This is a genomic window from Rhizobacter sp. LjRoot28 (assembly GCF_964253025.1).
In the GTDB taxonomy this organism is placed as follows: Bacteria; Pseudomonadota; Gammaproteobacteria; order Burkholderiales; family Burkholderiaceae_C; genus Rhizobacter.
In genome coordinates, this window is the sequence record NZ_CAXUQC020000001.1 from 1,939,344 (window position 1) to 1,961,637 (window position 22,294).

A 22,294-nucleotide genomic window follows, 5' to 3' on the forward strand; every position below is an offset into this window, starting at 1 on the left:
CGTCAGCGACCGAGCAGCTTCCGAGCCTCCGCCAACACCAAGCCGGCCCAGCCGGGTAGGTCCGGGTCCACGTTGAACTTCTGGCGTACAAGAGCTTTCGCCTGCTGGTGCACGCTGGTGAGTTCGGCCTGGGTCGGCGGACGACGGCGCTCAACTTCGAGCCTGAGACGTTCGGCCCGTTCCCTGGCTGCCTGCTCCACCTTCTCCTGCTGCTCACGGCGAAGTCGAGCCTGCTCGAGCAACACCTGGTGCTCCTCTTCGAACTGGGCAATGAGCCGCTCGGTGTTGTCGGCAAGTATTTGCCGTTCCTCGGCAGTCAGCTCCCGACCTTCGCCGCTCCCGTAGCGAGGAGGCTTCGAGATGAGATGTCCGAACAGCCGCTCAAAACAGTCCGAGCCAAAGACGCCGAGCTCGCCGTCGTCGCGGCGCACGACGTGGATGCGTCGATAGACCCCGTGGCCGCAGCCCTGGGCTTGGCATACGACTCGGTCAGCTTTGTCCACTCCGACCACGGCCAAAAGCTGCTCAATCATTTTGCTCCCTGAATCCACCCGGCGAAACTGGCTGCGACGCGCGACGAACAGCTGCTGGCGCTGTTCGCCGTCTACAAGTCAAACAGTCTTCCCCGCCAGCTGCGCCAAGACATGGCGCATGTGCCATTCCAGTCGAGCTTTGGAGAACCGGTCCATGTACGTCGGGAACCCCGATAGCAGCACTGGAATGTGCCTCCCGGCAACCATGTCGAGGTGGCAGCCCAAACTCTCGTCCTCGCGCAGCGTAGCGTTTCGACGGTCAAGATAAATTCGGCTGGCGAGTGCATTGAAGATGACCACCACCTTGGGCCGACCCGCCTCCAGTAAACGCTCGAACAGTTGAAACTGGCTGGCGCCGAACTCCGTGAGCTGGGGCGTTTCGCTTTCTCTAGGAATAGTCTTGAAGAGTTCCCCTTCGAGCGTGGTGTGGTCGGTTTCTCGGTAGAAGAAGATGTCCGCGTGGTGCCAGCCCATTGGGTGGCTCTTCGAAATCGCGGCGTGGAGCTCACGCAGTGGGCGGTAGAACTGATGCCGCTCGCGAGCGTGCCTTTCGACCAATAGCGAATGCTCAAGCACAAAGTTCCCGGTGTCGGTCGCGTTCCAGGTGAAGTGCGCGCGAGGACTCTTTCGCAAGGCTTCGAGTTCAGGCACGGACTTGAGGTAGCTCCAGCCCTTCGCGTTGTCCTCAGAAAATGAAGGATTTAGTCCGACGGATAGAAAGCCCTCCGTCGCGAAATTCTCGTGCAGTAGAGGCCACAGTGGCGGAGCGGGAGTTTTCTCTTTCCACAAGGCGATGAGTCCCGCATTGACAGAAGTCATATCGGCCAAGGCAGGCGGCATTGATTCTGGTCCAGTCACGTGGGCGCCTCGAAGGGGGTATGCGGCATGCTCCATACAGATTGCCGGAGGTGGCGCGAAGTTGCAAGCTGGCGATTGCCTGCTGAGAATACTCGCGGTTCGAGCGTTGACGCGTCCCCGGTCGGAGCGCCGCGCTAGGCGGTATCCTTGCGCGATGCCTCGTCCCTCGCGCCTCGAAGAATCGCTTACAACGATGAGCAGATGACCGAGGCGCAGGTCAACGTTCTTCTCTTCAAACGCTACGGCAAGCGCTTGGCCGCTGGGAGTATCTGGCGCCTTGTGGAACGTTGCCTGAAGTTCAACGAGCAAGCCGGGCGGGTTAACGGATTCTTTGCGTGTGTGCCAAGGTACCGGCCTACGAAGCTTCGGGTTCTCAACCATCCGCGGTCCACAAACCCGCAGCACGCCCTGTCTCAGCTGTTCCGTGAGTTCCCCTCCATCGAGGCAGAGCTCGTGACGTTCATCCTCAAACGCACCACGGATAAGAGGGAAATGCGGCCGGTCTCGGTAATGGACCCCTCAATGGTGTGGGACACGTTGCTCGCCCTGTGCAAAGCCGAGGGGATGCATCTCGCGCCCAAGCGGTGGCCCTTCACCAAACGCAAGCAGGGGTACGAAGCCGTTCGCCGCTGGTATCACGAGGAGAAGTATCGCAACCCGTCGGCGGCAGCGATGAACGAGCTGAACGAGTCGACCGCGAAGGCAATCCGGGCGGCGTATAACAGCGTCAACGTTCCCAAGCTCGTGCCTGCCTTGAGCATGGCGTACTCCCGCACAGAGCTGGATGAGCACAGGTTTGACGCTGAGTTCACGATGTTCATTCCAGGGGAGGGGTAAGACCAGTGGATTGCGGTTCCTCAGGGGCGAATCTACGAGTAGCAGTGGCGAAGTGCATCTCGCTGCAGCCACCGGCCGCGATTCTTCTCCGCGGGACGAACGGAGGCGATGCAGGCCGCACGTCAGCCTTGGGGAGAGAAAGTTAACCGGGTGCTAGCCAGCGGCTTTCGAAATTAGGGGTTCGGAGAGGATTCCCTTCCAGGAGCAGGCGAGGTTCGCCTCCGGCAGCCAGTCAGCTCAGCGGCAGTCCAGAGAATTTGTTACGGATCAAGGACTTAACTTGGAGTCCGATGCGCCAAGAACAACTTTGCGCAAACTTTTGGAACAACTTTGCCTAAATGGACGACGACTTCCAGCTCGCAAATTGCGCCGCTTCCGTCAGTTGACATAACGCACATTGTAGTACTTATAAAGGGTTGCTTGTGCCGTCCCCCGACGGCCGGGCGCAACCCGGCGCACCTGGGCGAACGGAGCGAAGCCGCGCCCGTTCGCCAGGCATTCACTTCACCGTGAAGCGAACCGTGATCACCTTGCCCGTCGCGCCGCTGATGCTGGCAACGGCCTTCGCCCCGGGGGCGAGCTTGATGTTCGCGGCTTGGAGCTTGTTGCTGCCGGCCGGTGTCAGCTCCGCCTCAGTCTTCTCCTTGCCGTCCAAGACCGTCAACTTGCCGGACATCTTGGCGGTATCGGCCGGCTTGCCGTGGTCAACGACGTAGACGGCGGCGCCGGTTCCCTCGCTGACGAGTTCAAAGTCCCGGTCGGAAGCGGACTGAACGACGCCGCCGTGCATGGGCTTGGCGTCGCCGTGCGCGTGTGCATTGAAGGAAATGGCCGCGAACGCGGCGGTCAGGGCAATCAGCAGCTTGTTCATTCAATCTCCAGTTGATTCCACTTCAGTCGAGCACGAGGGAACGGGCTCACGTCATCAGAACGCCTCTCGCACGTCGGCCGATGACACGTCCCCGGCCGATCGTTGCAACAGGCGCTCGGTGGCTCGCCGCCCGTAGCGCAGATAGAGGACCGGCGTGAGCAGCGTGTCGAGCAGGGTCGAGCTCACCAGCCCCCCGAAGATCACCACCGCCACCGGATGCAGGATCTCCTTGCCTGGCGCATGCGCCGACAGCAGCAACGGCGTGAGGGCAAAGGCAGCCACCAGCGCCGTCATCAGCACCGGGGTCAGTCGCTCGAGCGACCCGCGCACCACCATGGCTTCGCCGAAGCGCTCGCCTTCGAACTGGCACAGGTTGATGTAGTGGCTGATCTTCAGGATGCCGTTGCGCGACGCAATGCCCGCCAAGGTGATGAAGCCCACCATCGATGCCACCGACAGCGTGACGCCGGCCAGCCACATCGCCACCACGCTGCCGATCAGCGCGAGGGGAATGTTGGCCATGATGATCGCGGCGAGCGTGACGGACCGGTAGCGCGAGTACAGCACCAGGAACACCATCAGCAAGGACATCAACGAGAGCGCGGTGATCAGCCGGGTCGCCTGCTCCTGCGCCTGGAACTGCCCCTCGAGGTTGATGAACGCCCCCTGCGGCAGCGGCATGCGCTCGATCCGCTCGCGAACGGCGCCGATGATCGCGCCCATGTCCGACCCATCCGTGTTGGCGTACACGACGATGCGGCGCCGTCCGTTCTCGCGTCCGATCTGGTTCGGCCCGTCGGTTTCCTCGACGGTCGCCAGGGCCGAGACGGGCAACCGCCCTGCCGGCGTGTCGATCAGCGTTCGCGCCAGGTCCTGCGGACTCCGCGCCTGGTCCGGCATGCGCAGGACGAGGTCATAGCGGCGCGGCCCGTCGATGATCTGCGCGCCATGGGATCCATCGGTGAGTGCCTGCAGCACGCGGATCGCCTCGCCCGGCGACAGGCCCGCCTGCGCCGCCTTGCCGTGGTCGAGCCGCACGGTGATCTGCGGGATCAGCACCTGCTTCTCCACCGTCAGGTCCACGAGCCCGGGCACGGTCGACAGGCCCTGGCGCAGCTGCTCGGCGAGACCCCGCAGGGTGTCGGTGTCGTCGCCATAGATCTTGACGGCGATCTGCGCACGCACGCCCGACAGCAGGTGATCCAGGCGGTGCGAAATGGGTTGCCCGACGGCCACCTGGGCCGGCAGCACCGCCAGCTTGCGCCGGATCGCTGCCATGACGGCCTCCCGGTCCTGCTCGCCCGCCTTCAGGTCCACCTCGATCTCGGTCGAGTGCACGCCTTCGGCATGCTCGTCGAGCTCGGCGCGTCCGGTCCGCCGGCCGACCTGGCGCACCTCGGGCAATTCCAGCAGCATCGTCTCGGCCAGGGCGCCCATCCGGTTCGACTCCTCGAGCGACGTGCCGGGATTGAACAGCATGCCCACGACCATCGCGCCCTCGTTGAAGGCCGGCAGGAAGGCCCGCGGAAAGAACGGCACCGAGGCCGCCGCCAGTGCCACGGCGACGGCGGCGGCGGCCAGCAGCGCCCGGCCATGCCGGAACGACCAGCCGAGCAGTCGGGTGTCCCAGCGCTTGAGGCGCGTGACGAGCGGACTGTCGCCATGCCCGAGGTTGCGCATGCGCGGCAGCAGGATGGACGAAAGGGCCGGCGTCACGGTCATCGACACCAGCATCGACGCGAGGATGGACACGATGTAGGCCATGCCCAGCGGCGAGAACAGCCGCCCCTCGATGCCCGGCAGCGCAAAGAGAGGCACGAAGACGAGCACCACGATGATGGTGGCGTAGACGATGCCCGAACGCACTTCGACGCTGGCTTCCCGCACCACTTCCAGGACGGGCGGCGGGTTGGCAAGCGCCCTGCTCTGCTTCAGGCGACGCAGGATGTTCTCCACATCCACCACCGCGTCGTCGACCAGTTCACCGATGGCGATGGCCAGCCCGCCCAGGGTCATCACGTTGATCGACTGGCCCAGCAGCTGGAACACCACCGCCGTGACAGCCAGCGACAGCGGGATGGCGAGCAGCGAGATGAGCGTGGTGCGCGCGGACAGCAGGAAGGCGAACAGCACGATCGCCACCATGATGGCGCCGTCGCGCAGTGCCTCGGTGACGTTGCCCACCGAGGCCTCGATGAAGTCCGCCTGCTTGAACAAGGACTGTGGAGCGGCCAGGCCGGCCGGGCGCCCCTTGTCGAGTGACGCCAGCGTCGCCTCGATGCCACGGGTCACCCGGACGGTGTCCGCCCCGGGCTGCTTCTGGATGCTGACGACCACCGCAGGCCGGCCGGCATAGCCGGCATCACCGCGTTTGAGGCTGGGCGCGAAGTTCACGTTTGCCACCTGGCCGAGAAGGATCGCCCTGCCCTCCTTCCAGGCCACGGCCAGGCCGCGCAGGTCCTCCACCCGATTCGTCTTGCCGATGTGCCGGATCAGGTACTCGCGGTTGTTCAGGTCGATGAAACCGCCTCCGGCATTGCCGGCGAACCCGTTCATCGCCGCTTCCACCTGGCTCAGCGACACACCGAACTGCGCCATGCGGGCGGTGTCAGGCTCGATGCGAAGCTGGCGCACCTCGCCGCCGATCGGGATCACCTGAGACACGCCCGGCACGGACAGCAGGCTGGGCCGCAGCACGAAATCGGCATATTCGCGCGCCTGCATCGGCGTGGCGCCCTGTCCGTCCGCCAGGGGAATGGCGAGCAGCATCACCTCGCCCATGATCGAGGACACCGGGCCCATCTGCGGGTTGATGTCCGGCGGCAACTGCGAGCGCACGAGGGCCAAGCGTTCGGAAACGAGCTGGCGGTTGCGGTAGAGGTCGGTGCCCCAATCGAACTCGGCATAGAGGATCGACAGGCCGACCCCCGAGGTCGACCGCACCCGGGTCACCCCGGGCATGCCGTTGAGTGCGGTCTCTAGCGGGTAGGTCACCAATTGCTCGACCTCTTCGGGGGCCATGCCGCCCGCCTCGGTGAGCACGGTGACCACGGGCTTGTTCAGGTCGGGGAAGACGTCCACGGGCGTGCGGGATGCCGTGACCGCACCGTAGACCATGAGCACGGCGGCAAACGCCAGGACGAGCAGCCGGTTCTGCAGGCTGAATCGGACCATCCAGTTGAACATGCGGGCTCCCGGCGGTCAGCGGATCTGCGCGATGAGCGAGGCGCCCTGCACCACGACGCGGTTGTCGTCGCCGAGGCCCTGCGTCACCACCACCGTTCGTGCGTCCAGCGGTCGCACCTGGACTGGCTGTGGTACATAGCGCTCGGCGCCGGCCTTGATCCACACGACGGGCTCGTTGGCCGGGCTGCGCGTGACCGCCTGGGCCGGCAGCACGAAGCCCTTGACCGTCTCCTTCAGTCGCGCCACCACGGTGACCGGCTGGCCGATGGCCAGGGGCAGCGGGCCGGTGGACGACGCGCGGAAGTTGAGCGGCAGTGCCCCATCGCGCAGGGAGCGCGCGGCGCCGACAAACTGCAAGCCCACTTCGGGCAGGCCCGCCAGGCTCGCCGCCGCCAGCCTGCCGCCGACCGACGCGTCGGCGCTGACGGCCTCGACCATCACCCGTGCCGGGTCGACCACTTCGAACAGCACGTCCTTCGATTCGACCACCTGCCCTGCGACCACGGACGCCGAAGCGATCACGCCGCTCACCGGAGCGACGAGGGATTCGCGCGCGCCGATGCTGCTGCCAACCGCTCGCTCGCGTGCCGCCAGGCTCTGCAGGTCCGCCCGTGCGGCCTCGATCTCCTTGCGTGGCACCGTCCCTTCGAGCAACTCCAGCCGCTGCAGCCGCTGGCTCGCGAGCTCACGGTTGCTGCGGATCTCCGCCAGCTGGGCGCGCTGATTCGCCGCGTCGATCGGGTTGGCGTTGAACGTGACATGCGCCAGCACTTCGCCTTTGCGCACCGCCTGCCCGGCCACGGGAAGTCCCCGCGGGCCGGGTTCCACCTTGCCGCCCGACAGGGTCTGAACCCGACCGCCGGCATTCGGGTCCATCACCACCCGCCCGGGCAACTCGACTGTGGCAGCGGCGTCCGACACTGCCGGCACTGTTGTGCGGATGCCGAGGCGGCGCTGGGCCGGCATCGGCACGTGCACACTGCCATCGGGCAGGCGCGCCATGCCATCGGGCGTGGCGACGGTCGGAGCGTCCAGGTGCTCGCCATTCGGGCCGTGCGCGCCCGGAGAGGCGAGAGCCGCCGCCGCTCCTGTCGCAAGGGCGAGAAGAACCAGAAGCTGCTTCATGCCGAATCTCCTGTGCGCCGCGCTCGGCGCCGTGCCAGGGCGACGCCCGCGAGCAGCGTGGCGCCCAGCAGTCCACCGACGATCCACCGGCCGAACGACGGGGCGCCGTCATGCGACTCGGCCGTCGCCGCCGCAACGTCGAGACTGCCTTCCAGCAGGTCGGCCTCTGAACCGGCCGTCAACGTGACGACCAGGGCATGCGTGCCGGGTTGGCTGAGTGCATTGACGAAAGCCTCCTCCGCCACCCGGTAGTTGTCCTGGACGGCGTCGTAGGCGGCCGTGGCCTTCAGCTCGCCCGACTCCAGCTCGAGCTGCGCCTTCGACACGGGTTCGTTCGTCTTGAAGCGGTTCACGTAAAGCGTCAAGCTGCCAGCCTCCAGTCGGCCGACCACCTCGAACGCGTCGCTGGCCGCCTCGAAACGAGGCAGTCCGCCTGCGCTGCCAAGCGGCGCATGGGCTTCGTCCGCGTGCGGTTCATCGCCATGGGCCAAGGCCAGCGGGCCGGCCAGCGCAAGCGCGCAGCCCAAGGTGAGGCGGGCCAGGCGGCCCGCGGTCGATGTGTTGTGCTTCATGGCATGACTCCCTGGGCCTGCTGCAAGCGGCTCGTTGCCTGCGCCAGCACGGCCTGTTGGCGAGCAAGCGCGGCCTCCGCCTGGGCTGCGGCATTCAGCGCACGCAGCATGTCGGGCAAGCCCGTCTCTCCCGCCTTGAATGATCGATCGATGAGCCCGGCGCGCTCGCGAAGCAAGCCGGCGCGCGTGCGCTCGTCGGCCAGCTGCTGCTGCGCGGCCTGTTCGGCGAGCCGGGCCGTGGCCAGCGCGGCTCCGAGCTGCACGACCTGCTCCCGCTCCGCCGCCTCGGCGACGTCGAGCTCCGCGAGCGCCGCTGCGGCCAGGGGACCGTTGCGGTCCGTGGTGCCGAACGGCACCCGGATGGCGATTCCCACGCCATGCGTGTCCGGCTCTCCGCTCGAAACTTCCTGACGTGCACGAACGAGCAGCTCGGGCGCGTCACGGCGGGAAGCCGCCGCCGCTGCTACCCGCTTGCGGGCGAGCTCGGCGTTCAGCGCGGCGGCGCGTCGCGCTGGGTGGGCGTCGAGCGTGGCCCCGGCGGCAGGCGACGGGCCGCCCGCCACGTCGTCGGGCACGTGGGCAAGCCCGGTCAAGGCCTGCCATTGCAGCTCCGAGGCCTGCGCGCGTTGCCGCGCCTGCGCGACCGCAGCGGACGCGGCCAGGAGTTCGGCGCGCGCTGCCAACGCGTCCGCAGGCGCCAGATCGCCAGCGGTGACCCGCCGCGCCACGTCGCGGGCCAGTGCATCGAGTTCGCGCCACTGTGCCTCGGCCCCGAGCAGCTCGGCCCGCTGCAGCGCCACCTCGGCGGCGGCCTCGCGCACGGCGCCGGCCATGCGCAGACGAGCCGCTTCCGTTGTCGCGGCAGCAGCGGCCGTCGCGGCATCGGCCTGCTCGAGACCCGCGCTGCGCTGCCCGGGCAACCACAGCGGTACCGCCAATCCCAGTTCCGTTTCGCGGACCCGTGCGCCGCTGGCCTTCTGCCGGTCGCGCGTCACACCCGCCTCGACGGCCGGCGGCGCGGCCCACCAGGCCGAGGCGGCGTCACGCCTCGCCTGGGCCTGGCGCACCTGCCCTGCCGCCTCCGCCGACTGTGCGCTGCGCCGCCAGGCCGCGTCCACCGCATCGGCCAGGGTCACAACCGGTTGTGCGGCCGTACCGCCAGCCAGGGCGAGACCCAGCCACAGTGCGGGCCAGCCGCGTCGAACCCGTGCACTCATGGCCACACCCGTCGCGCTGGGCGGCTCATGTGGCCGCCTTCGGGTACCTGGCGAAGACGACGTGCCCGCCTTGGCGCTGCACCAGCAGAACCTCATAGGGATCGCTCCGACCGGGGACGTCCATGCCCGGCGAACTCGGTGGCATGCCGGGCACGGCCAGCCCCAGCGCCTTCGGGCGCGTGGCCAGCAGGCGCTTGACTTCATTCGCGGGCACATGCCCCTCGAGAACGTAGCCGCCCACCGTGGCCGTGTGGCAGCTGCCGTACTCATCGGCAAGCCCCAGGCGCTTGCGGGCCTCGGTGGTGTCGGTCACCTCGGTCACCTTCACCTTGAAGCCGGCGGCGACCATGTGGTCCACCCAGGCGCCGCAGCAGCCGCAGTGGGGACTCTTGAACACCTCGACCGGTGGCAGCCCGGCCGCCCAGGCGGGAACGGTGGGCATCATGGCCGCGAGCGACGCGCCGGCCAGTGCATGGAGCATGTTGCGCCGCTTCATCGCACCACCACCTTGCCAACCATGCCGGCTTCGAAGTGGCCGGGCAGCAGGCAGGCGAAGTCGAACTCGCCGGCCTCGGTGAACTGCCACACCAGGTCGCCCTTCTTGCCGGGCTTCACGTGGACCATCTGGGGTTCATCGTGCTCCATCCCGGGCGCACGGCGCATGGCTTCGGCATGCGCCTGCAGCTCGGCAGCGGTGCCGAGCACCAGTTCGTGAAGCACCTGACCCTTGTTGACGATGTTCAGTCGAACCGTCTCGCCCCGCTTGACGTTGAGGACCGCCGGTGAGAACCGCATGTCGTCGCTCATGTCGACCCGGATGGTGCGAGCGACCTGGGCCGGGTTGCCGGGACGACCGAACGGTGTGTCGACCACCCCGTGGCCCTGGTTGCCTTGCTGACTGACGGGGGCTGAAGTGTGGTTGCCGTCGCCATGAGCGAACGACAGGGGCGAAGCCAGGGCCGCGGCAACCGCGACCAGGCCGATCAGGGAGGAATGCATGTGAACTCTCGAAGTCGAAATTGCGCCGGTCCGGGGACCGAGCGAACCCTCGTCGCGGCAGGCGCGAACGAGCGCGATCACGCCTCGCGAGGAGGCGTCACGGCGTCAAAGGCTTCGAGGGGGGCGCTCTTGGCCTTCCGAGGGGTGACTCGGGACCGGAGCGGTGAGTGACGGGTAGCGGGCCGCGGCCACCGGCATGGGCTCGGCCAGGGTAGGCGGCGTGCTCATGAACGGAGTCGAGGCGCACGAGGCCGTGCACAGGTGGCACTTGTCGACGCTGCCCGCGAGATGGTCGTGGGCGGCGGCTGCCCCTGTCGCGCCAGTCGCCCCATCGGCCGACATGCCGAGTTCAGGCTCGGCCGTGGACGTGTGGTTGTCATGCCCGTGGTCGTGATGGACCGGCTCGGCCTCGGACACCGAGGTTGACCCGGAAGCCGTTGCCGCGGCGACTGTCGGCGTGGTGTCCGGCATGCCGACGCAGTGGGCAACCTCGGCCAGCGCGCCCCGCAGGGGCAGCAGCATGGCGAGGACCACGAGCAACAGGACGCGAACGGTTTTCATCACGGGCGCAAGGCTAGCACATGGGGTGGCGGCGGAGTGCGACGACAAGCAAGCGGTTGGCAACGGTGCGTATCGACCGCTCATCGAAGATGCCGGGTTCACGTCCCGGACCATCAATCGGTGTCATGCCCGCGCGGCCGGCCTGGATGGATGGATTCGTCCGGGCAGCGCAAGTTCACTGGGAGGGAACGAATCGGTCCGCATCATGACGCAGGTCAAGCCCGGTGCGCTGCCCCTTGACCTTCCCACCATGGCAAGGCTGACACTGTGCTCGTTCCACCATTTCAAGGAGTTTTCCATGCTGGTCTATCGAGTCGACGACATGACATGCGGCCACTGCGTCAGCACCATCACCAATGCCGTCCGGACGGCCGACGCCACCGCGAAGCTGGAGATCGATCTGGGCCAGCACCTCGTCCGCATCGAACCCGGCCGGGCACGCCCGGAGCAGTTCAAGCAGGCGATCGCCGAGGCGGGCTACACGCCCGTCGAGACCCCAGCCCCGAGCGCTGCCCCGTCTGCCGCCCGTTCCGGCGGGTGTTGCGGCAGCTGCAGCTGAGAGCAGGCCGGCTCCCGCTCGCCGAACCGACGTCGGACCGCCGGATCGGCGCCCGCGATCCGAGGGCAGCACCGCGCCGGGCACATGATTTGCCGAGGGGGCACGTCCGGCAACTCATCAGGATCTCGGCATGCTTCCTCCACCGGCCGCCCCCTCGGGCGGGACACCTGTCATCGAGGCGAGTCCATTCGCATGGAACGTCGGCCCGTTCCCCCGAGTGGCACTCCGGTCGTCGCGCCGATGACGCAGACCTCCCGAAGGGTCGTCGTCATCACCGGTGCGTCGGCCGGTGTCGGTCGGGCGACCGCGCAGGCGTTCGCCCGGCAAGGCTGGCGCGTGGCCCTGCTCGCCCGCGGCACGGATGGCCTCGAGGGCGCACGTGCCGACGTGCAGCAGCTGGGTGGGGAGGCGCTCGTCATTCCCACCGATGTGGTCGATGCCGACAGCGTCGAGGCCGCGGCCGCCGAGGTCGAGGCCCGCTGGGGCGCGATCGACGTCTGGGTGAACAACGCCATGGCGACCGTGTTTGCGGACGTCATGAGTACCTCCGCCCAGGATTTCAAGCGGTCGACGGAGGTCACCTACCTCGGCGCGGTGTGGGGGACATTGGCGGCGCTGCGGCGAATGAAGCCACGGGGTCAGGGCACCATCGTCCAGGTGGGATCCGCCCTCGCCTACCGGTCCATTCCGCTGCAGGCACCCTACTGCGGGGCCAAGGCCGCCCTGCGGGGCTTCACCGACAGCGTGCGTTGCGAGCTCGTGCACGAGCGCAGCCCCATCCACATCACCATGGTGCAGCTGTCGGCGTTCAACACGCCGCAGTTCGAGTGGGGCCGCACGACGATGACCCGTCGCCCGCGTCCCATGGGCAAGGTGTTCCAGCCCGAGCTGGCCGCGCGCGCGATCTACTGGGCCGCCACGCACCGGCGGCGCGAGCTGTGGGTGGGCTGGCCCGCGACGCAGGCCATCCTGGGCACCCGGGTGATTCCGGGGCTGCTGGATCGCATGCTCGGGCGAAAGGCCGTCGAAGGCCAGCAGAGCGACGAACCGCTGCCGCCAGGCCGTCGCGACAACCTCGACCTGCCGGTGCCCGGCGATCATGGGGCCCATGGGCGGTTCGATGACGAGGCACGTGACTTCAGCCTTCACCTCTGGCTCAACCTGCACCGGGGCGCCATCGCGGCGGTCGGGCTGCTGCTGGTCGTCGGCGGGCTCGTTGCGCTGGCCTGAGACGACCGGACGCCGACCCCGGCTGGCGGCGGCACCGTCTGGTGCGGAACTCCAGGCCGCAGCGTTCTGTCGTCGGCGCAGGGTCCGGGTATCTGGCTTGCTCTCCTGCGTGACGCTCGGGCCAGCGCCCTCGACCGGATTCCATGGCACGCCCCTTTCAACTCCTCGCAGATCATCATCCCGATCCCCAACGCCAGTGCGGCACGGGCGGTGCCGCGCCTGTCGCCGGTTCACTCCTGGGCGAGCAGGTACTCCGCCATCAACCGCGCATGTTCTTCGGTGACCCCGAGGTCGGGCATCGCGGTGCCGGGGTCGACCTCCTGGGGATCGCGGATGAACCGGATCAGGGCGGCTTCCGTGTTGGGCTGGTCACCGCTGATGCGCTGCCGCCGGGCCCATGCGTCCAGCGGCGGGCCGACATGCGTGTCCGGGCCGACGATGCCGGGAATGCGGTGGCAGGCAATGCAGGCGTACTGCCGAAGCGCGAGGCTGCCCGCTTCGAGTCGGCTGCGCGGCACCATGGGTCGCTCCGCCGCGGTGGCCTCCCGGGGGCACTCGCCTGCAACACACGCCTCGTTGGCCGTGCGGCAAGCCGCGACCGCCGGCCCGGTGGCGTCGCCGTAGGCCGCCGGCGTGAGCGCGGGCAGCCGCTGGAGGAAGGCGGTCAGTGCCCAGAGGTCGCGGTCGGGCAGGCGCAATTCCCAGGCCGGCATGCCGCTCATCTTGATGCCGTGTCGCGTGATCCAGTAGAGCTCGCGGGGACGCCAGCGGTCGGCTGCGTCCATCAGGGGCCCGGGCAAGGGCTGCAGGCTCATGCCGACGGAGCTCGGCGCGACCCCCGGGCCGCCATGGCACTGCGCGCAGTGATCGCGGTAGCAGGCGGCACCTCGGGACACCAGTTCGGGCTGATCAAGGGATGGCGTCTCGATGTCCTCGGCGTAGTGCGCGACCGACCGTTGCATGGCCACGTCGAGCAGGCGGTAGACCGGCTTCAGGTGGCCGCTGGTGGCCGAGACGTCGTACCAGCCGCGCCACACGACCAGCGCGGCGGTACCGAGGCCGAGCAACGCGAGCAGCAAGACGGTGAGCAGCACTTTCTTCATGGAGACCCTGGGATGGCAGCGGGAACGGTTGCCGTGCTGAGAGCAAACCGCGCGCCCTCCTCCTGGGTGGAACGCGGCAGACGGGCCCTCGGGGTCGCCTGCCTCGTCGTGGCGGGCTGCGACATCAGCTCCCCCGCCGAGCCACCGGATGCGCCGGCCGGCGCCGACGCCGCCCGCGGCCAGCAGCTGCTCTCGCACTACCAATGTGGCAGCTGCCACATCATCCCTGAAGTCCCCGCCGCGGCTGGCCGCATCGGACCTTCGCTCGAGCGGTTCGGCCTGCGCAGCTACATCGCCGGCCGCGTGCCGAACGACTCGCAGAACCTGGCGACGTGGATCGAGTCGCCGCGGTCGCTGGTCCCGGACACGCGAATGCCGGACATGGGTGCGCCTGCCGCAGATGCACGCGACATGGCGGCCTACCTGGGAGGGCTGCGGTGAGCACCGCCGGACCGGACGCGCCATCGTTCGGCACGCCGTCGGTGCTGTCGCCGGCCGGGGTGCAGGCGGGCGCACTGGCCGAGGTGAGCTGGGTGCTGATCATCGGCGCGGGCGTGCTCTTCGTCCTCATGATGGTGCTGCTCACGCTCGCGCTGCGGCGGCGCACCGCGGAGCCGCGCGGCTCGCTGCACCGGCCCATCCTCATCATCGGCATCGGATTCCCGACCGCGGTCCTGACCGCGCTGCTGCTCTACGGCACCGCCCGCACGGCGGGGCTCGACCACAGCCTCGCGCGACCGGACATGGTCGTCACCGTCACCGGACGCCTCTGGTGGTGGGAGCTGCGCTACCGAGATCCGGCCAGCGGGCGGGAGATCGTCTCTGCGAATGAACTGCGCATCCCCGTGGGCCGGCAGGTGCAGTTGGGCCTGCGTTCCGACGACGTGGTGCACAGCCTGTGGGTTCCTGAACTCGGCGGCAAGCGAGACCTGGTGCCCGGCCGGGTCAACCAGCTGGTCGTGACCGCCACCCGGCCGGGACGCTACCGTGGGCAATGTGCGGAGTTCTGCGGAGAGCAGCACGCGCGAATGGCGCTGCACGTGCTCGCCATGCCGGCCGATGAGTTCGACGCCTGGCTGGCCCGGCAGCGCGAGCCGGCGCGATCGTCGCTGCCGGAGGTCGCGGCTGGCCGCGCCGCCTTCGAGCAGCATGGCTGCGCCGCCTGCCATTCGGTCGACCCGCAAGAACGGGTGGCGACGCGTGGCCCCAACCTGGCCCATGTCGCCTCGCGCAGCCACCTCGCCTCGGGCCTGCTGCCGAACGAACCCGGGGCGTTCAAGCGCTGGCTGGTCGGCGTGCAGGCGTTGAAGCCGGGCGCCCTGATGCCCTCCTATGCCCACTTGGACCCCACGGCCCTCGACGCACTGTCCCTTTACCTGGAGTCGCTGGAATGACGACCGCCACCGCGGATCCCGCGACGCTGCCCAACCCGCTGCCGCGCCCCGCCGGGGAACTGGCGGAACTGGAGCGCGCGTGGGAAATGCCGGGCGGCTGGCGCCGGCCCTCCGCTGTCAACAACACCTACATCGGCAAGTTGTACATCGGGACCGCACTGCTTTTCCTGCTGCTGGCCGGTGCCCTGGCGCTGCTGATGCGGGCGCAGCTCGCGGTGCCCGGCGCGACCCTGGTCTCCGCGGGCACCTACAACCAGCTGTTCACCATGCACGGCACGGTGATGATGTTCCTGTTCGCAGTGCCCATCGTGGAAGCCGTCGCGGTGTACCTGCTGCCCAACATGCTGGGCGCGCGCGACCTGCCGTTCCCCCGACTCTCGGCCTATGCCTTCTGGGCCTACGCGTTCGGCGGCCTCGCCTTCTTCTGCACGGTGTTCGTGGGCCTCGCGCCGGACGGCGGCTGGTTCATGTACCCGCCGCTCACCAGCCGGGTCTACTCGCCCGGGCTCAACGCGGACTTCTGGCTGCTCGGCATCGGGTTCATCGAGATCTCGGCCATCGCCGGTGCCATCGAACTGATCATCGGCATCCTGATGACGCGCGCCCCCGGGATGACCTTGTCGCGCATGCCGGTCTATGCGTGGTCCATGCTCATCGTCGGCTTCATGATCGTCTTCGCCTTCCCGGCCATCATTGCCGGCACGGCGCTGCTCGAGATGGAACGCGCCTTCGACTGGCCGTTGTTCGATGCCACCCGGGGCGGTGACCCGATCCTCTGGCAGCACCTGTTCTGGTTCTTCGGCCACCCGGAGGTCTACATCATCTTTCTGCCGGCGGCGGGCATGGTGTCGTCCATGCTGCCTGCGCTCGTCCGCCGCCCGCTCGAGGGTGACCGTGCCATCGTTGCGGCCCTGATGGCCGTGGGCGTCATCAGCTTCGCGCTCTGGGCACACCACATGTTCACCGCCGGGCTGGGTTCGATGTCCTTGAGCCTGGTGTCCGTGGCCAGCATGGCGGTGGCCGTGCCGGCCGGCATCCAGGTCTTCGCCTGGCTGGCCACGCTGTGGCGCGGCCAGGTGCGCTACAACACCCCCACGCTCTTCATCATCGGGTTCCTGATCACCTTCGTCATGGGCGGACTGACCGGCGTGATGGTGGCGGTGCTGCCCTTCGACTGGCAGGCGCACGACAGCTATTTCATCGTCGCGCACCTGCACTACGTGCTGATCGGCGGCATGGTGTTCCCCGTGTTCGCCGCGTTGTACTACTGGATGCCCCTGGGCAACGGGCATGGCTTGAGCGAACGCTGGGGCCGCTGGGTCTTCGGCCTTACCTTCGGCGGTTTTCACCTGACCTTCTTCCCGATGCACCTGGCCGGCCTGCTCGGCATGCCGCGGCGGGTGTACACCTATGATGCCGGCCTCGGGTGGGAGATTCCCAACCTCCTGTCCTCCGTCGGTGCAGCGGTGCTCGGTGCAGGCGTGTTGCTGCTGACCATCGACGTCATTCGCACGGTGCGGCGGCCGTCGAAGCCGCACGGGGATCCGTGGCAGGCCCCATCGCTCGAATGGATCCCGTCGGAGAACTATGCCACCCGGAGCATTGCCCAGGTCTCGACGCGCTGGCCGTTGTGGCAGCAGCCCGGGCTGTCGGAGCAGGTCGTCGCCGGCCAGCACTGGCTTCCGGGCACCGTCACCGGCCTGCGCGAGACGCTCGTCACGGGCGCGCGCCACGCCGACCTGCGCTGCCTCATCGTGCTGCCCGGGCCGAGCTGGTGGCCCGTGCTGGGAGCCCTGGGCACCGCTGCCTTCTTCCTGCTGCTGACGGTCAAGTGGGTCGTGACGGCGTTCGCGTTCGGTGTACTGGCCGTCGTGTCAGTGGTGGCCTGGCTCTGGCAGTCCGACCGCCTGCCGGAGGGCACGCCGACACACGTGACGGTGGGCCGCGCGCCGCCCCTTCCCGTGGGGGCCACGCTCTGGCGCTCTCATTCCTGGTGGGCCACGATCATCCTGCTGGTGGTCGACTTCACGGTGCTGGCCTCGATGGCTTTCGCCCACATCCACCTGTCCATGCGGCTGGAAACCTGCCCGCCTCCGGGCGCCGCACTGCCCCCGCTCGAGACGATGCTGCTGGTCGTTGGCGGCTTCGCCGTCAGTGCCGCGCTCTACGGTGCCGCCGGCCGGGGCATCGGCCGCAGCGTGCTGTCACGCTGGCGGCTGGCGCCACTGGCCCTGGCCACCGCCACGGGCGTGGCCGCGACCTGGTTGCTCATCACCGGCATGCTTGCCACCGGCCTGTCCCCGACCACCACCGGCTGGGCCGCGAGCATCGCCGTGCTGCTGAGCTACCAGGGCTTCCATCTGGTCATCATGCTGGTCATGGGCCTGTTCGTCGCGTGTCGCATCGGCCGCGGGTGGACGGGGCCCCGCCAGCGGGCCAGCTACGACAACACCGGCCTGATGTGGTGGGGCAGTTGTGTCCAGGGCGTGGTCGTGGCGCTGTTGCCGCACGCCATGGTGTGGGCCATGTCATGACGCCGCGCCCCGACGCTCGTCCTTCGGCACGCAGCCCGCGCGACGGCCTGTTCGCCGGCGTGTGGTCGGCGACGGCACCACTGGCGGTCTGGGCCCTCCACTTCGCATTCAGCTACGTCGCGGTCGCTGCCATGTGCACGCGGGCTGTCGCCGCGGCGCCGCCCAGCCTCATGCCGATGCTGGTGGGCGTCACGGTGATCGCACTGCTGGTCCTGGCCGTGTGGACGTGGCGGGCCTTGCGATCGACATCGGACCCGACCCTGATCCGCACGGTGCGGCGCACCTGCGCGCTCCTGGCCCTGCTCGGCGTCGCGTGGACCGCCGTCCCCCTCGCCCTTCTGGTGCCATGCGCGAACTGAGGCGGCCCCTGCACGCCGCCCCCTGCCGCGGCGGCAAGGCGGGAGCACATGCCATCGGGCGAGGCAACCACGTGGCGTTGGACCGCGAGCCGGAGTCCCCTCATGTTTGACGACCTCCCCCTCTGGGCCAACCTTGCCATCCTCGGGGTGGCCGCTGCCGTGATCTGGCCCATGGGCGCTCGGCTCGCCCGACTGGCAGACGTCGCCGGCGAGAAGACCGGGCTCGGCAGCGGACTGGCCGGCGTGTTGCTTCTGGGAGGGCTGACCTCCCTGCCCGAGATCGCGGTGTCGATCACCGCCACGGTGGGCGGAGAGCCGTTGCTGAGCGTGAACGACGTGCTCGGCAGTGCGTCCATCAACGTGCTGATCCTGGCGCTGGCCGATGCGCGCTATGGCGGAGGACCTCTGACGGCGCGGCCCGGACGCCCGGACGTGATGCTGCAGGCCTCGCTGTCGCTTCTGCTGCTGCTGCTCGTGCCCGCCGCCGTGGTCGCGGGTGACCGACCGTTCCTCGGCATGGGCCTGTGGAGCTGGGCCCTGCTCGTGGCCTACGCCTGCGCCGTTCGCATCCTGGCAAAGGCGCGGGACCTCCGCTCCTGGCAGCCCACGACCGAACAAGCGCCAGAGGCGGACAAAGCAGGCGGCAAGGCCGCATCCGACCAGCAGCGCCGCCTCGAGGAGCAAGAGAAGGCGGACCATGCGCGAAGCATCGGCGCGCTGTCGTGGCGCATCGCCGGGACCGCCGGGGTCATTCTGGCGGGCGGCTACGTGCTCGCGCTGAGCGCCGAGGCCGTGGCCCACCAGACCGGATTGGGGGCCAGCTTCGTCGGTGCCGTGCTGTTGGGGGCCTGCACCTCGCTGCCCGAGGTCAGCACGGTGCTGGCGGCGGTGCGCATGGGGCGCTACGCATTGGCCTTGGGCGACGTCTTCGGCACCAATCTGTTCAACGTGATCATCCTCGTGCTGGTGGATGCGCTGCATGACGGCGACCCCATCCTGCAGCAGGCAGGGCCCTTCGCCGCCTTCTCGGCGCTGCTGGCGGCCGCCATCACGGCGGTCTTCCTCATCGGTCTCGTGGAACGGCGTGACCGGACCGTGGCACGGATGGGCATGGACTCCATCGTGGCCTGCTTGCTCTACGCGGCCGGGCTCGTCGTGCTCTACGGACTGCGTCCGACGGGCTAAGCGCGCGCTGCGAGAGGGACCGCAGCCTGCATACTGCGGCAGCTGCCTCGTCCTCACCACCCCATGCCGACCCCCCCTCGCCTCACGCTTCCCGAGCTCGCCGTGCCACCGATGGCCCGTGGCGCCGCAGCATCGCGTGCGCAATGACGTCCTCCGTGCAACTGGGGCCGCTCGTCTTCCCGATCGGCCCGCTCCTGCTGCTGGCGGCCCTGCTGGTCGGCTGGACACTCGCCGGTCGGCTGGCGCGCGGACGAAACGCCTCCATCGAAGGCGTGGCGACGGGCATGCTGCTGTGGGGGCTGCTGGCCGCCCGCCTTGCCTTTCTGTGGGAGTGGCGCAGTGCCTATGCCGCAGCCCCCTTGACCATGCTCGACGTTCGGGACGGCGGATGGAACGTGGCCGTCGGCGTCGCCGTTGCCGCCCTGCTGGCCTGGCATGCGGTGAGGCGGCAGCCGGCCCTGCGGGCTCCCGTGCTGTGGGGCAGCGGAGCCGCTGCGGTTGTCGGGCTGGCCGGATCCGTCTTCCTGCTGCTCGGTGGCTCAGGGGCAGTGCGGCCCCTGCCCGACCTGGCATTGCCGTCGCTCGACGGTCCGGCCGTGCAGTTGGCAGCCGCCGATGGCCGGCCGACCGTCATCAACCTGTGGGCCACCTGGTGCCCACCGTGCCACCGCGAGATGCCCGCCATGCAGGCGGCGCAGGATGCACATCCGGACGTGCGCTTCCTGTTCATCAGCCAGGGCGAACGGCCGGAGACGGTTCGCCGCTACATGGCCTCGCGCGGCCTGAAGCTCCAACAGGTGCTGGTCGACGAGCAGTCGGTAGCCGGCGCCCGGCTCGGCCACCGCGCCCTGCCGACCACGCTCTTCTTCGACGCGCGGGGTCGCCTGGTCTCCGTACGGGTCGGGGAGTTGTCGCGCGCCACGCTGGCGCAGCGGTTGTCGGCGATCCGCTGACCGTTCATCCGGCTGCGGTCAGGGCGATGACCTCGGGTTGGAAACGGTTGCGCAAACGGTCTGTTCCTGCGGGTGGAACCGTTCTCCCGCGGGGCGCAACGGCGGCGTCACGCTGGCGGCGAAAGCGCCAGGGATTTCCACGATTCGTGAACTAATTCCGCTCGCGCAAACTGCCTGTCCGCCCTCGAGCGGAAGGCGCCCTGCGCGTGCAGTCTGCATCCGGCACCGGCGCGTCACTACGACATCCATTCGTCTGGAGACAAGATGAAGAACCTCGTTTCTCGCCTCACCGTCGCGGCCGCGGCCGCCCTGGCCACCGTGGCCGCCTCGTCCGCCTTCGCGCAATACCAGAAGGGCCCGGACCCGACCCCGAGCGCCCTCGAACGCGCCGGCTCCTTCGCCACCCGCACGGTCAACGTGTCGAGCTTCGGGGCCTCGGGCTTCGGCGGCGGCCGCATCTGGTATCCCACCGCGTCCGGCAGCTATGGCGTGGTGGCCGTCTCGCCCGGCTTCACCGGCACGGCCTCCACCATGTACTTCTGGGGCGAGCGCCTGTCCTCGCACGGTTTCGTGGTCATCGTCATCGAGACCAACACCCTGTTCGACCAGCCCGGCAGCCGTGCTCGGCAGCTCACGGCCGCCCTCGACTACGTGGTGGGCCAGGGCAACAGCCGCACCAGCCCGCTGTACGGCAAGGTGGATGGCAACCGTCGTGCGGTGGCCGGCCATTCGATGGGCGGTGGCGGCACGCTGATCGCGGCGGCCGACAATCCGTCGCTGAAGGCGGCCATCCCGATGGCACCGTGGAACACCTCCTCGCTGTCCTTCCGCAGCATCCGCGTGCCGACGATGATCTTCGCCTGCGAGAGCGACTCCATCGCGGCGGTGAGCGCCCATGCCAGCCCCTTCTACAACGCCATCCCGTCCACCACCCCGAAGAACTTCGTCGAGATCAACAACGACGACCACTTCTGCGTGATGAATGGCGGCGGTCACTACGCCACCCTCGGCAAGCTGGGCATCGCCTGGGTCAAGCGCTTCGTCGACAACGACACCCGCTACACCGGCTTCGTCTGCGGCAGCGAGTACAACAGCACCGTGCGCAGCACCGAGGTTTCGGAGAGCCGCAACAACTGCCCATACTGACGCGGCCTCACGTGGCGCGAGGGAGCGCGCCACGTCGGCGCGACGGCAGGGACCGAGCCTTCCGATCGGACCGGCCGATCCGGCGTGGGGTCAGGGCACCAGCACAGCCGCCCCCATCGTCCGCCCACCCTCCAGGGCCTCGTGGGCTTCGCGAACGTCGGCCAGCGCGTGCCGACGTGCCACCCGCAAGTGAAGATCGCCTCGCGAGACCGCATCGAAGAGACTCGCCGCGCCGCGCTGCAGGTCTGCCGGATCGGCGATGAAGGTGCGCAACGTGGGTCGGCAGACGCTGAGCGAGCGTGCATGCAGGCGCTGCAGGTCGAACGCTTCGACATCGCCTGACGCGGTGCCGTAGTTGATGGCAATGCCCATCGGGCGCAGGCAGTCCAGTGACGGCAGGAACACGTCCCGGCCCACCGCGTCGTACACCACCGCCACGCCTTCCCCGCCGGTGGCTTCGAGGGTCAGGCTGGCGAAGTTGTCCCTGCGGTAGTCGAAGACATGGTGGCAGCCGTGGGCCCGGGCGACGTCCATCTTTTCCGGTGAGCCCACCGTGCCGATGACGGTTGCGCCCAGAGAACGCGCCCACTCGGCCAGCAACTGGCCCATGCCACCGGCCGCGGCGTGCACCAGCACCGCCTCCCCCGGGCGGATCCGGTGCAGGCGCCTCAGCAGGTATTCGGCGGTGAGTCCGCGCAGCAACTGAGCGCCGGCCACCTCCTGCGAGATCGTCGGCGGCAGCGCGACGAGCCTGGACGCCGGGACGTTGCGCGCCGCCTGGTAGGCCCCTGGATGGATGTACGCCACCGATTGCCCCACGTACCAGCCGGTGACCTCGGCGCCCACCGCCTCGATGGTGCCGGCGCCGTGCGCGCCGAGGATGAGCGGAAAGGCGGCTGCCGCATGCGGGCCGGCGCTGCCGCGCCGCTGATAGATGTCGGCGAAGTTCAGGCCGATGGCGCTTTGCCTGACCGTGACCTCGTGCGGCCCCGGCGGCGCCAGGGCGACGGACACTTCTTCCAGCACCTCGGGCCCGCCATGACGGTGGATCTGGATGGCGCGAGTCTGCATG

At 68.8% G+C, this 22,294-nt stretch carries 22 protein-coding genes; 10 read left to right on the forward strand and 12 right to left on the reverse strand.

All coding sequences use genetic code 11. From position 1 onward, the window contains the following. Window positions 1-2: 2 nt before the first annotated feature. Together ACSQ2F_RS08945 and ACSQ2F_RS08950 are read right to left on the reverse strand one after the other, a co-directional pair. Window positions 3-533 carry a hypothetical protein gene (locus ACSQ2F_RS08945; protein ID WP_436021871.1) on the reverse strand — a complete coding sequence of 177 codons (531 nt, stop codon included), beginning with the start codon at window positions 531-533 and terminating at the stop codon, window positions 3-5. A 78-nt stretch (window positions 534-611) separates the two neighbouring features. Then, complete coding sequence (locus ACSQ2F_RS08950; protein ID WP_436021872.1) at window positions 612-1,361, reverse strand: hypothetical protein; 750 nt, start codon at window positions 1,359-1,361, stop codon at window positions 612-614. A 231-nt stretch (window positions 1,362-1,592) separates the two neighbouring features. On the opposite strand from ACSQ2F_RS08950, the gene ACSQ2F_RS08955 reads away from it, so the two are divergent. After that, complete coding sequence (locus tag ACSQ2F_RS08955) at window positions 1,593-2,228, forward strand: hypothetical protein (RefSeq protein ID WP_436021874.1); 636 nt, start codon at window positions 1,593-1,595, stop codon at window positions 2,226-2,228. Window positions 2,229-2,727: 499 nt separating this feature from the next. Here the strand turns inward: ACSQ2F_RS08955 and ACSQ2F_RS08960 are convergent, their stop codons facing one another. The 8 genes from ACSQ2F_RS08960 to ACSQ2F_RS08995 form a co-directional block, all read right to left on the reverse strand. After that, window positions 2,728-3,099, reverse strand: coding sequence for a hypothetical protein (locus tag ACSQ2F_RS08960; protein ID WP_436021876.1), 372 nt, complete (start codon window positions 3,097-3,099; stop codon window positions 2,728-2,730). Window positions 3,100-3,153: 54 nt separating this feature from the next. Beyond that, window positions 3,154-6,285 carry an efflux RND transporter permease subunit gene (locus ACSQ2F_RS08965; RefSeq protein ID WP_436021878.1) on the reverse strand — a complete coding sequence of 1,044 codons (3,132 nt, stop codon included), beginning with the start codon at window positions 6,283-6,285 and terminating at the stop codon, window positions 3,154-3,156. Window positions 6,286-6,300: 15 nt separating this feature from the next. Next, window positions 6,301-7,410 carry an efflux RND transporter periplasmic adaptor subunit gene (locus ACSQ2F_RS08970; protein WP_436021880.1) on the reverse strand — a complete coding sequence of 370 codons (1,110 nt, stop codon included), beginning with the start codon at window positions 7,408-7,410 and terminating at the stop codon, window positions 6,301-6,303. Further along, window positions 7,407-7,982, reverse strand: a complete 576-nt coding sequence (locus tag ACSQ2F_RS08975; RefSeq protein ID WP_436021882.1) for a hypothetical protein — start codon at window positions 7,980-7,982, stop codon at window positions 7,407-7,409. The genes ACSQ2F_RS08970 and ACSQ2F_RS08975 overlap by 4 nt, the downstream gene beginning before the upstream one ends. Next, the gene (locus ACSQ2F_RS08980) at window positions 7,979-9,199 is read right to left on the reverse strand and encodes a TolC family protein (RefSeq protein ID WP_436021884.1); all 1,221 of its coding nucleotides are present in this window, start codon (window positions 9,197-9,199) and stop codon (window positions 7,979-7,981) included. Before ACSQ2F_RS08980 ends, ACSQ2F_RS08975 begins: the two co-directional genes overlap by 4 nt. A 25-nt stretch (window positions 9,200-9,224) precedes the next feature. Next, complete coding sequence (locus ACSQ2F_RS08985) at window positions 9,225-9,695, reverse strand: DUF411 domain-containing protein (RefSeq protein ID WP_436021886.1); 471 nt, start codon at window positions 9,693-9,695, stop codon at window positions 9,225-9,227. Further along, window positions 9,692-10,198 carry a cupredoxin domain-containing protein gene (locus tag ACSQ2F_RS08990; RefSeq protein WP_436021888.1) on the reverse strand — a complete coding sequence of 169 codons (507 nt, stop codon included), beginning with the start codon at window positions 10,196-10,198 and terminating at the stop codon, window positions 9,692-9,694. The genes ACSQ2F_RS08985 and ACSQ2F_RS08990 overlap by 4 nt, the downstream gene beginning before the upstream one ends. A gap of 105 nt (window positions 10,199-10,303) precedes the next feature. Continuing rightward, entirely contained in the window at window positions 10,304-10,759 is a 456-nt protein-coding gene (locus ACSQ2F_RS08995) for a hypothetical protein (protein ID WP_436021890.1), read from the reverse strand. Window positions 10,760-11,057: 298 nt separating this feature from the next. Between ACSQ2F_RS08995 and ACSQ2F_RS09000 the strand changes: the two genes are divergently transcribed. Together ACSQ2F_RS09000 and ACSQ2F_RS09005 are read left to right on the forward strand one after the other, a co-directional pair. After that, window positions 11,058-11,318 (forward strand): heavy-metal-associated domain-containing protein, encoded by a 261-nt coding sequence (locus tag ACSQ2F_RS09000; protein WP_436021892.1) that lies wholly within the window; start codon window positions 11,058-11,060, stop codon window positions 11,316-11,318. 240 nt (window positions 11,319-11,558) lie between these two features. After that, the gene (locus tag ACSQ2F_RS09005; protein ID WP_436021894.1) at window positions 11,559-12,548 is read left to right on the forward strand and encodes an SDR family oxidoreductase; all 990 of its coding nucleotides are present in this window, start codon (window positions 11,559-11,561) and stop codon (window positions 12,546-12,548) included. Between the two features lie 230 nt (window positions 12,549-12,778). On the opposite strand, the gene ACSQ2F_RS09010 is transcribed toward ACSQ2F_RS09005, so the two are convergent. Further along, complete coding sequence (locus tag ACSQ2F_RS09010; protein WP_436021896.1) at window positions 12,779-13,651, reverse strand: c-type cytochrome; 873 nt, start codon at window positions 13,649-13,651, stop codon at window positions 12,779-12,781. A gap of 33 nt (window positions 13,652-13,684) precedes the next feature. On the opposite strand from ACSQ2F_RS09010, the gene ACSQ2F_RS09015 reads away from it, so the two are divergent. The 7 genes from ACSQ2F_RS09015 (at window position 13,685) to ACSQ2F_RS09045 (ending at window position 21,222) form a co-directional block, all read left to right on the forward strand. Further along, a complete protein-coding gene (locus ACSQ2F_RS09015; RefSeq protein WP_436021898.1) occupies window positions 13,685-14,092 on the forward strand; it encodes a c-type cytochrome in 408 nt (135 codons plus the stop codon). Further along, the gene (gene coxB / locus ACSQ2F_RS09020) at window positions 14,089-15,045 is read left to right on the forward strand and encodes a cytochrome c oxidase subunit II (RefSeq protein ID WP_436021900.1); all 957 of its coding nucleotides are present in this window, start codon (window positions 14,089-14,091) and stop codon (window positions 15,043-15,045) included. Before ACSQ2F_RS09015 ends, coxB begins: the two co-directional genes overlap by 4 nt. After that, entirely contained in the window at window positions 15,042-17,579 is a 2,538-nt protein-coding gene (locus ACSQ2F_RS09025) for a cbb3-type cytochrome c oxidase subunit I (RefSeq protein ID WP_436021902.1), read from the forward strand. The genes coxB and ACSQ2F_RS09025 overlap by 4 nt, the downstream gene beginning before the upstream one ends. Then, complete coding sequence (locus ACSQ2F_RS09030) at window positions 17,576-17,938, forward strand: hypothetical protein (protein WP_436021904.1); 363 nt, start codon at window positions 17,576-17,578, stop codon at window positions 17,936-17,938. The genes ACSQ2F_RS09025 and ACSQ2F_RS09030 overlap by 4 nt, the downstream gene beginning before the upstream one ends. A gap of 102 nt (window positions 17,939-18,040) precedes the next feature. Further along, a complete protein-coding gene (locus ACSQ2F_RS09035; protein ID WP_436021906.1) occupies window positions 18,041-19,123 on the forward strand; it encodes a sodium:calcium antiporter in 1,083 nt (360 codons plus the stop codon). 143 nt (window positions 19,124-19,266) lie between these two features. Next, complete coding sequence (locus ACSQ2F_RS09040; protein WP_436021908.1) at window positions 19,267-20,076, forward strand: redoxin family protein; 810 nt, start codon at window positions 19,267-19,269, stop codon at window positions 20,074-20,076. Window positions 20,077-20,340: 264 nt separating this feature from the next. Further along, complete coding sequence (locus tag ACSQ2F_RS09045; RefSeq protein WP_436021910.1) at window positions 20,341-21,222, forward strand: alpha/beta hydrolase family protein; 882 nt, start codon at window positions 20,341-20,343, stop codon at window positions 21,220-21,222. Between the two features lie 90 nt (window positions 21,223-21,312). On the opposite strand, the gene ACSQ2F_RS09050 is transcribed toward ACSQ2F_RS09045, so the two are convergent. Further along, complete coding sequence (locus ACSQ2F_RS09050) at window positions 21,313-22,293, reverse strand: quinone oxidoreductase family protein (protein ID WP_436021912.1); 981 nt, start codon at window positions 22,291-22,293, stop codon at window positions 21,313-21,315. Between the last annotated feature and the right edge of the window lies 1 nt (window position 22,294).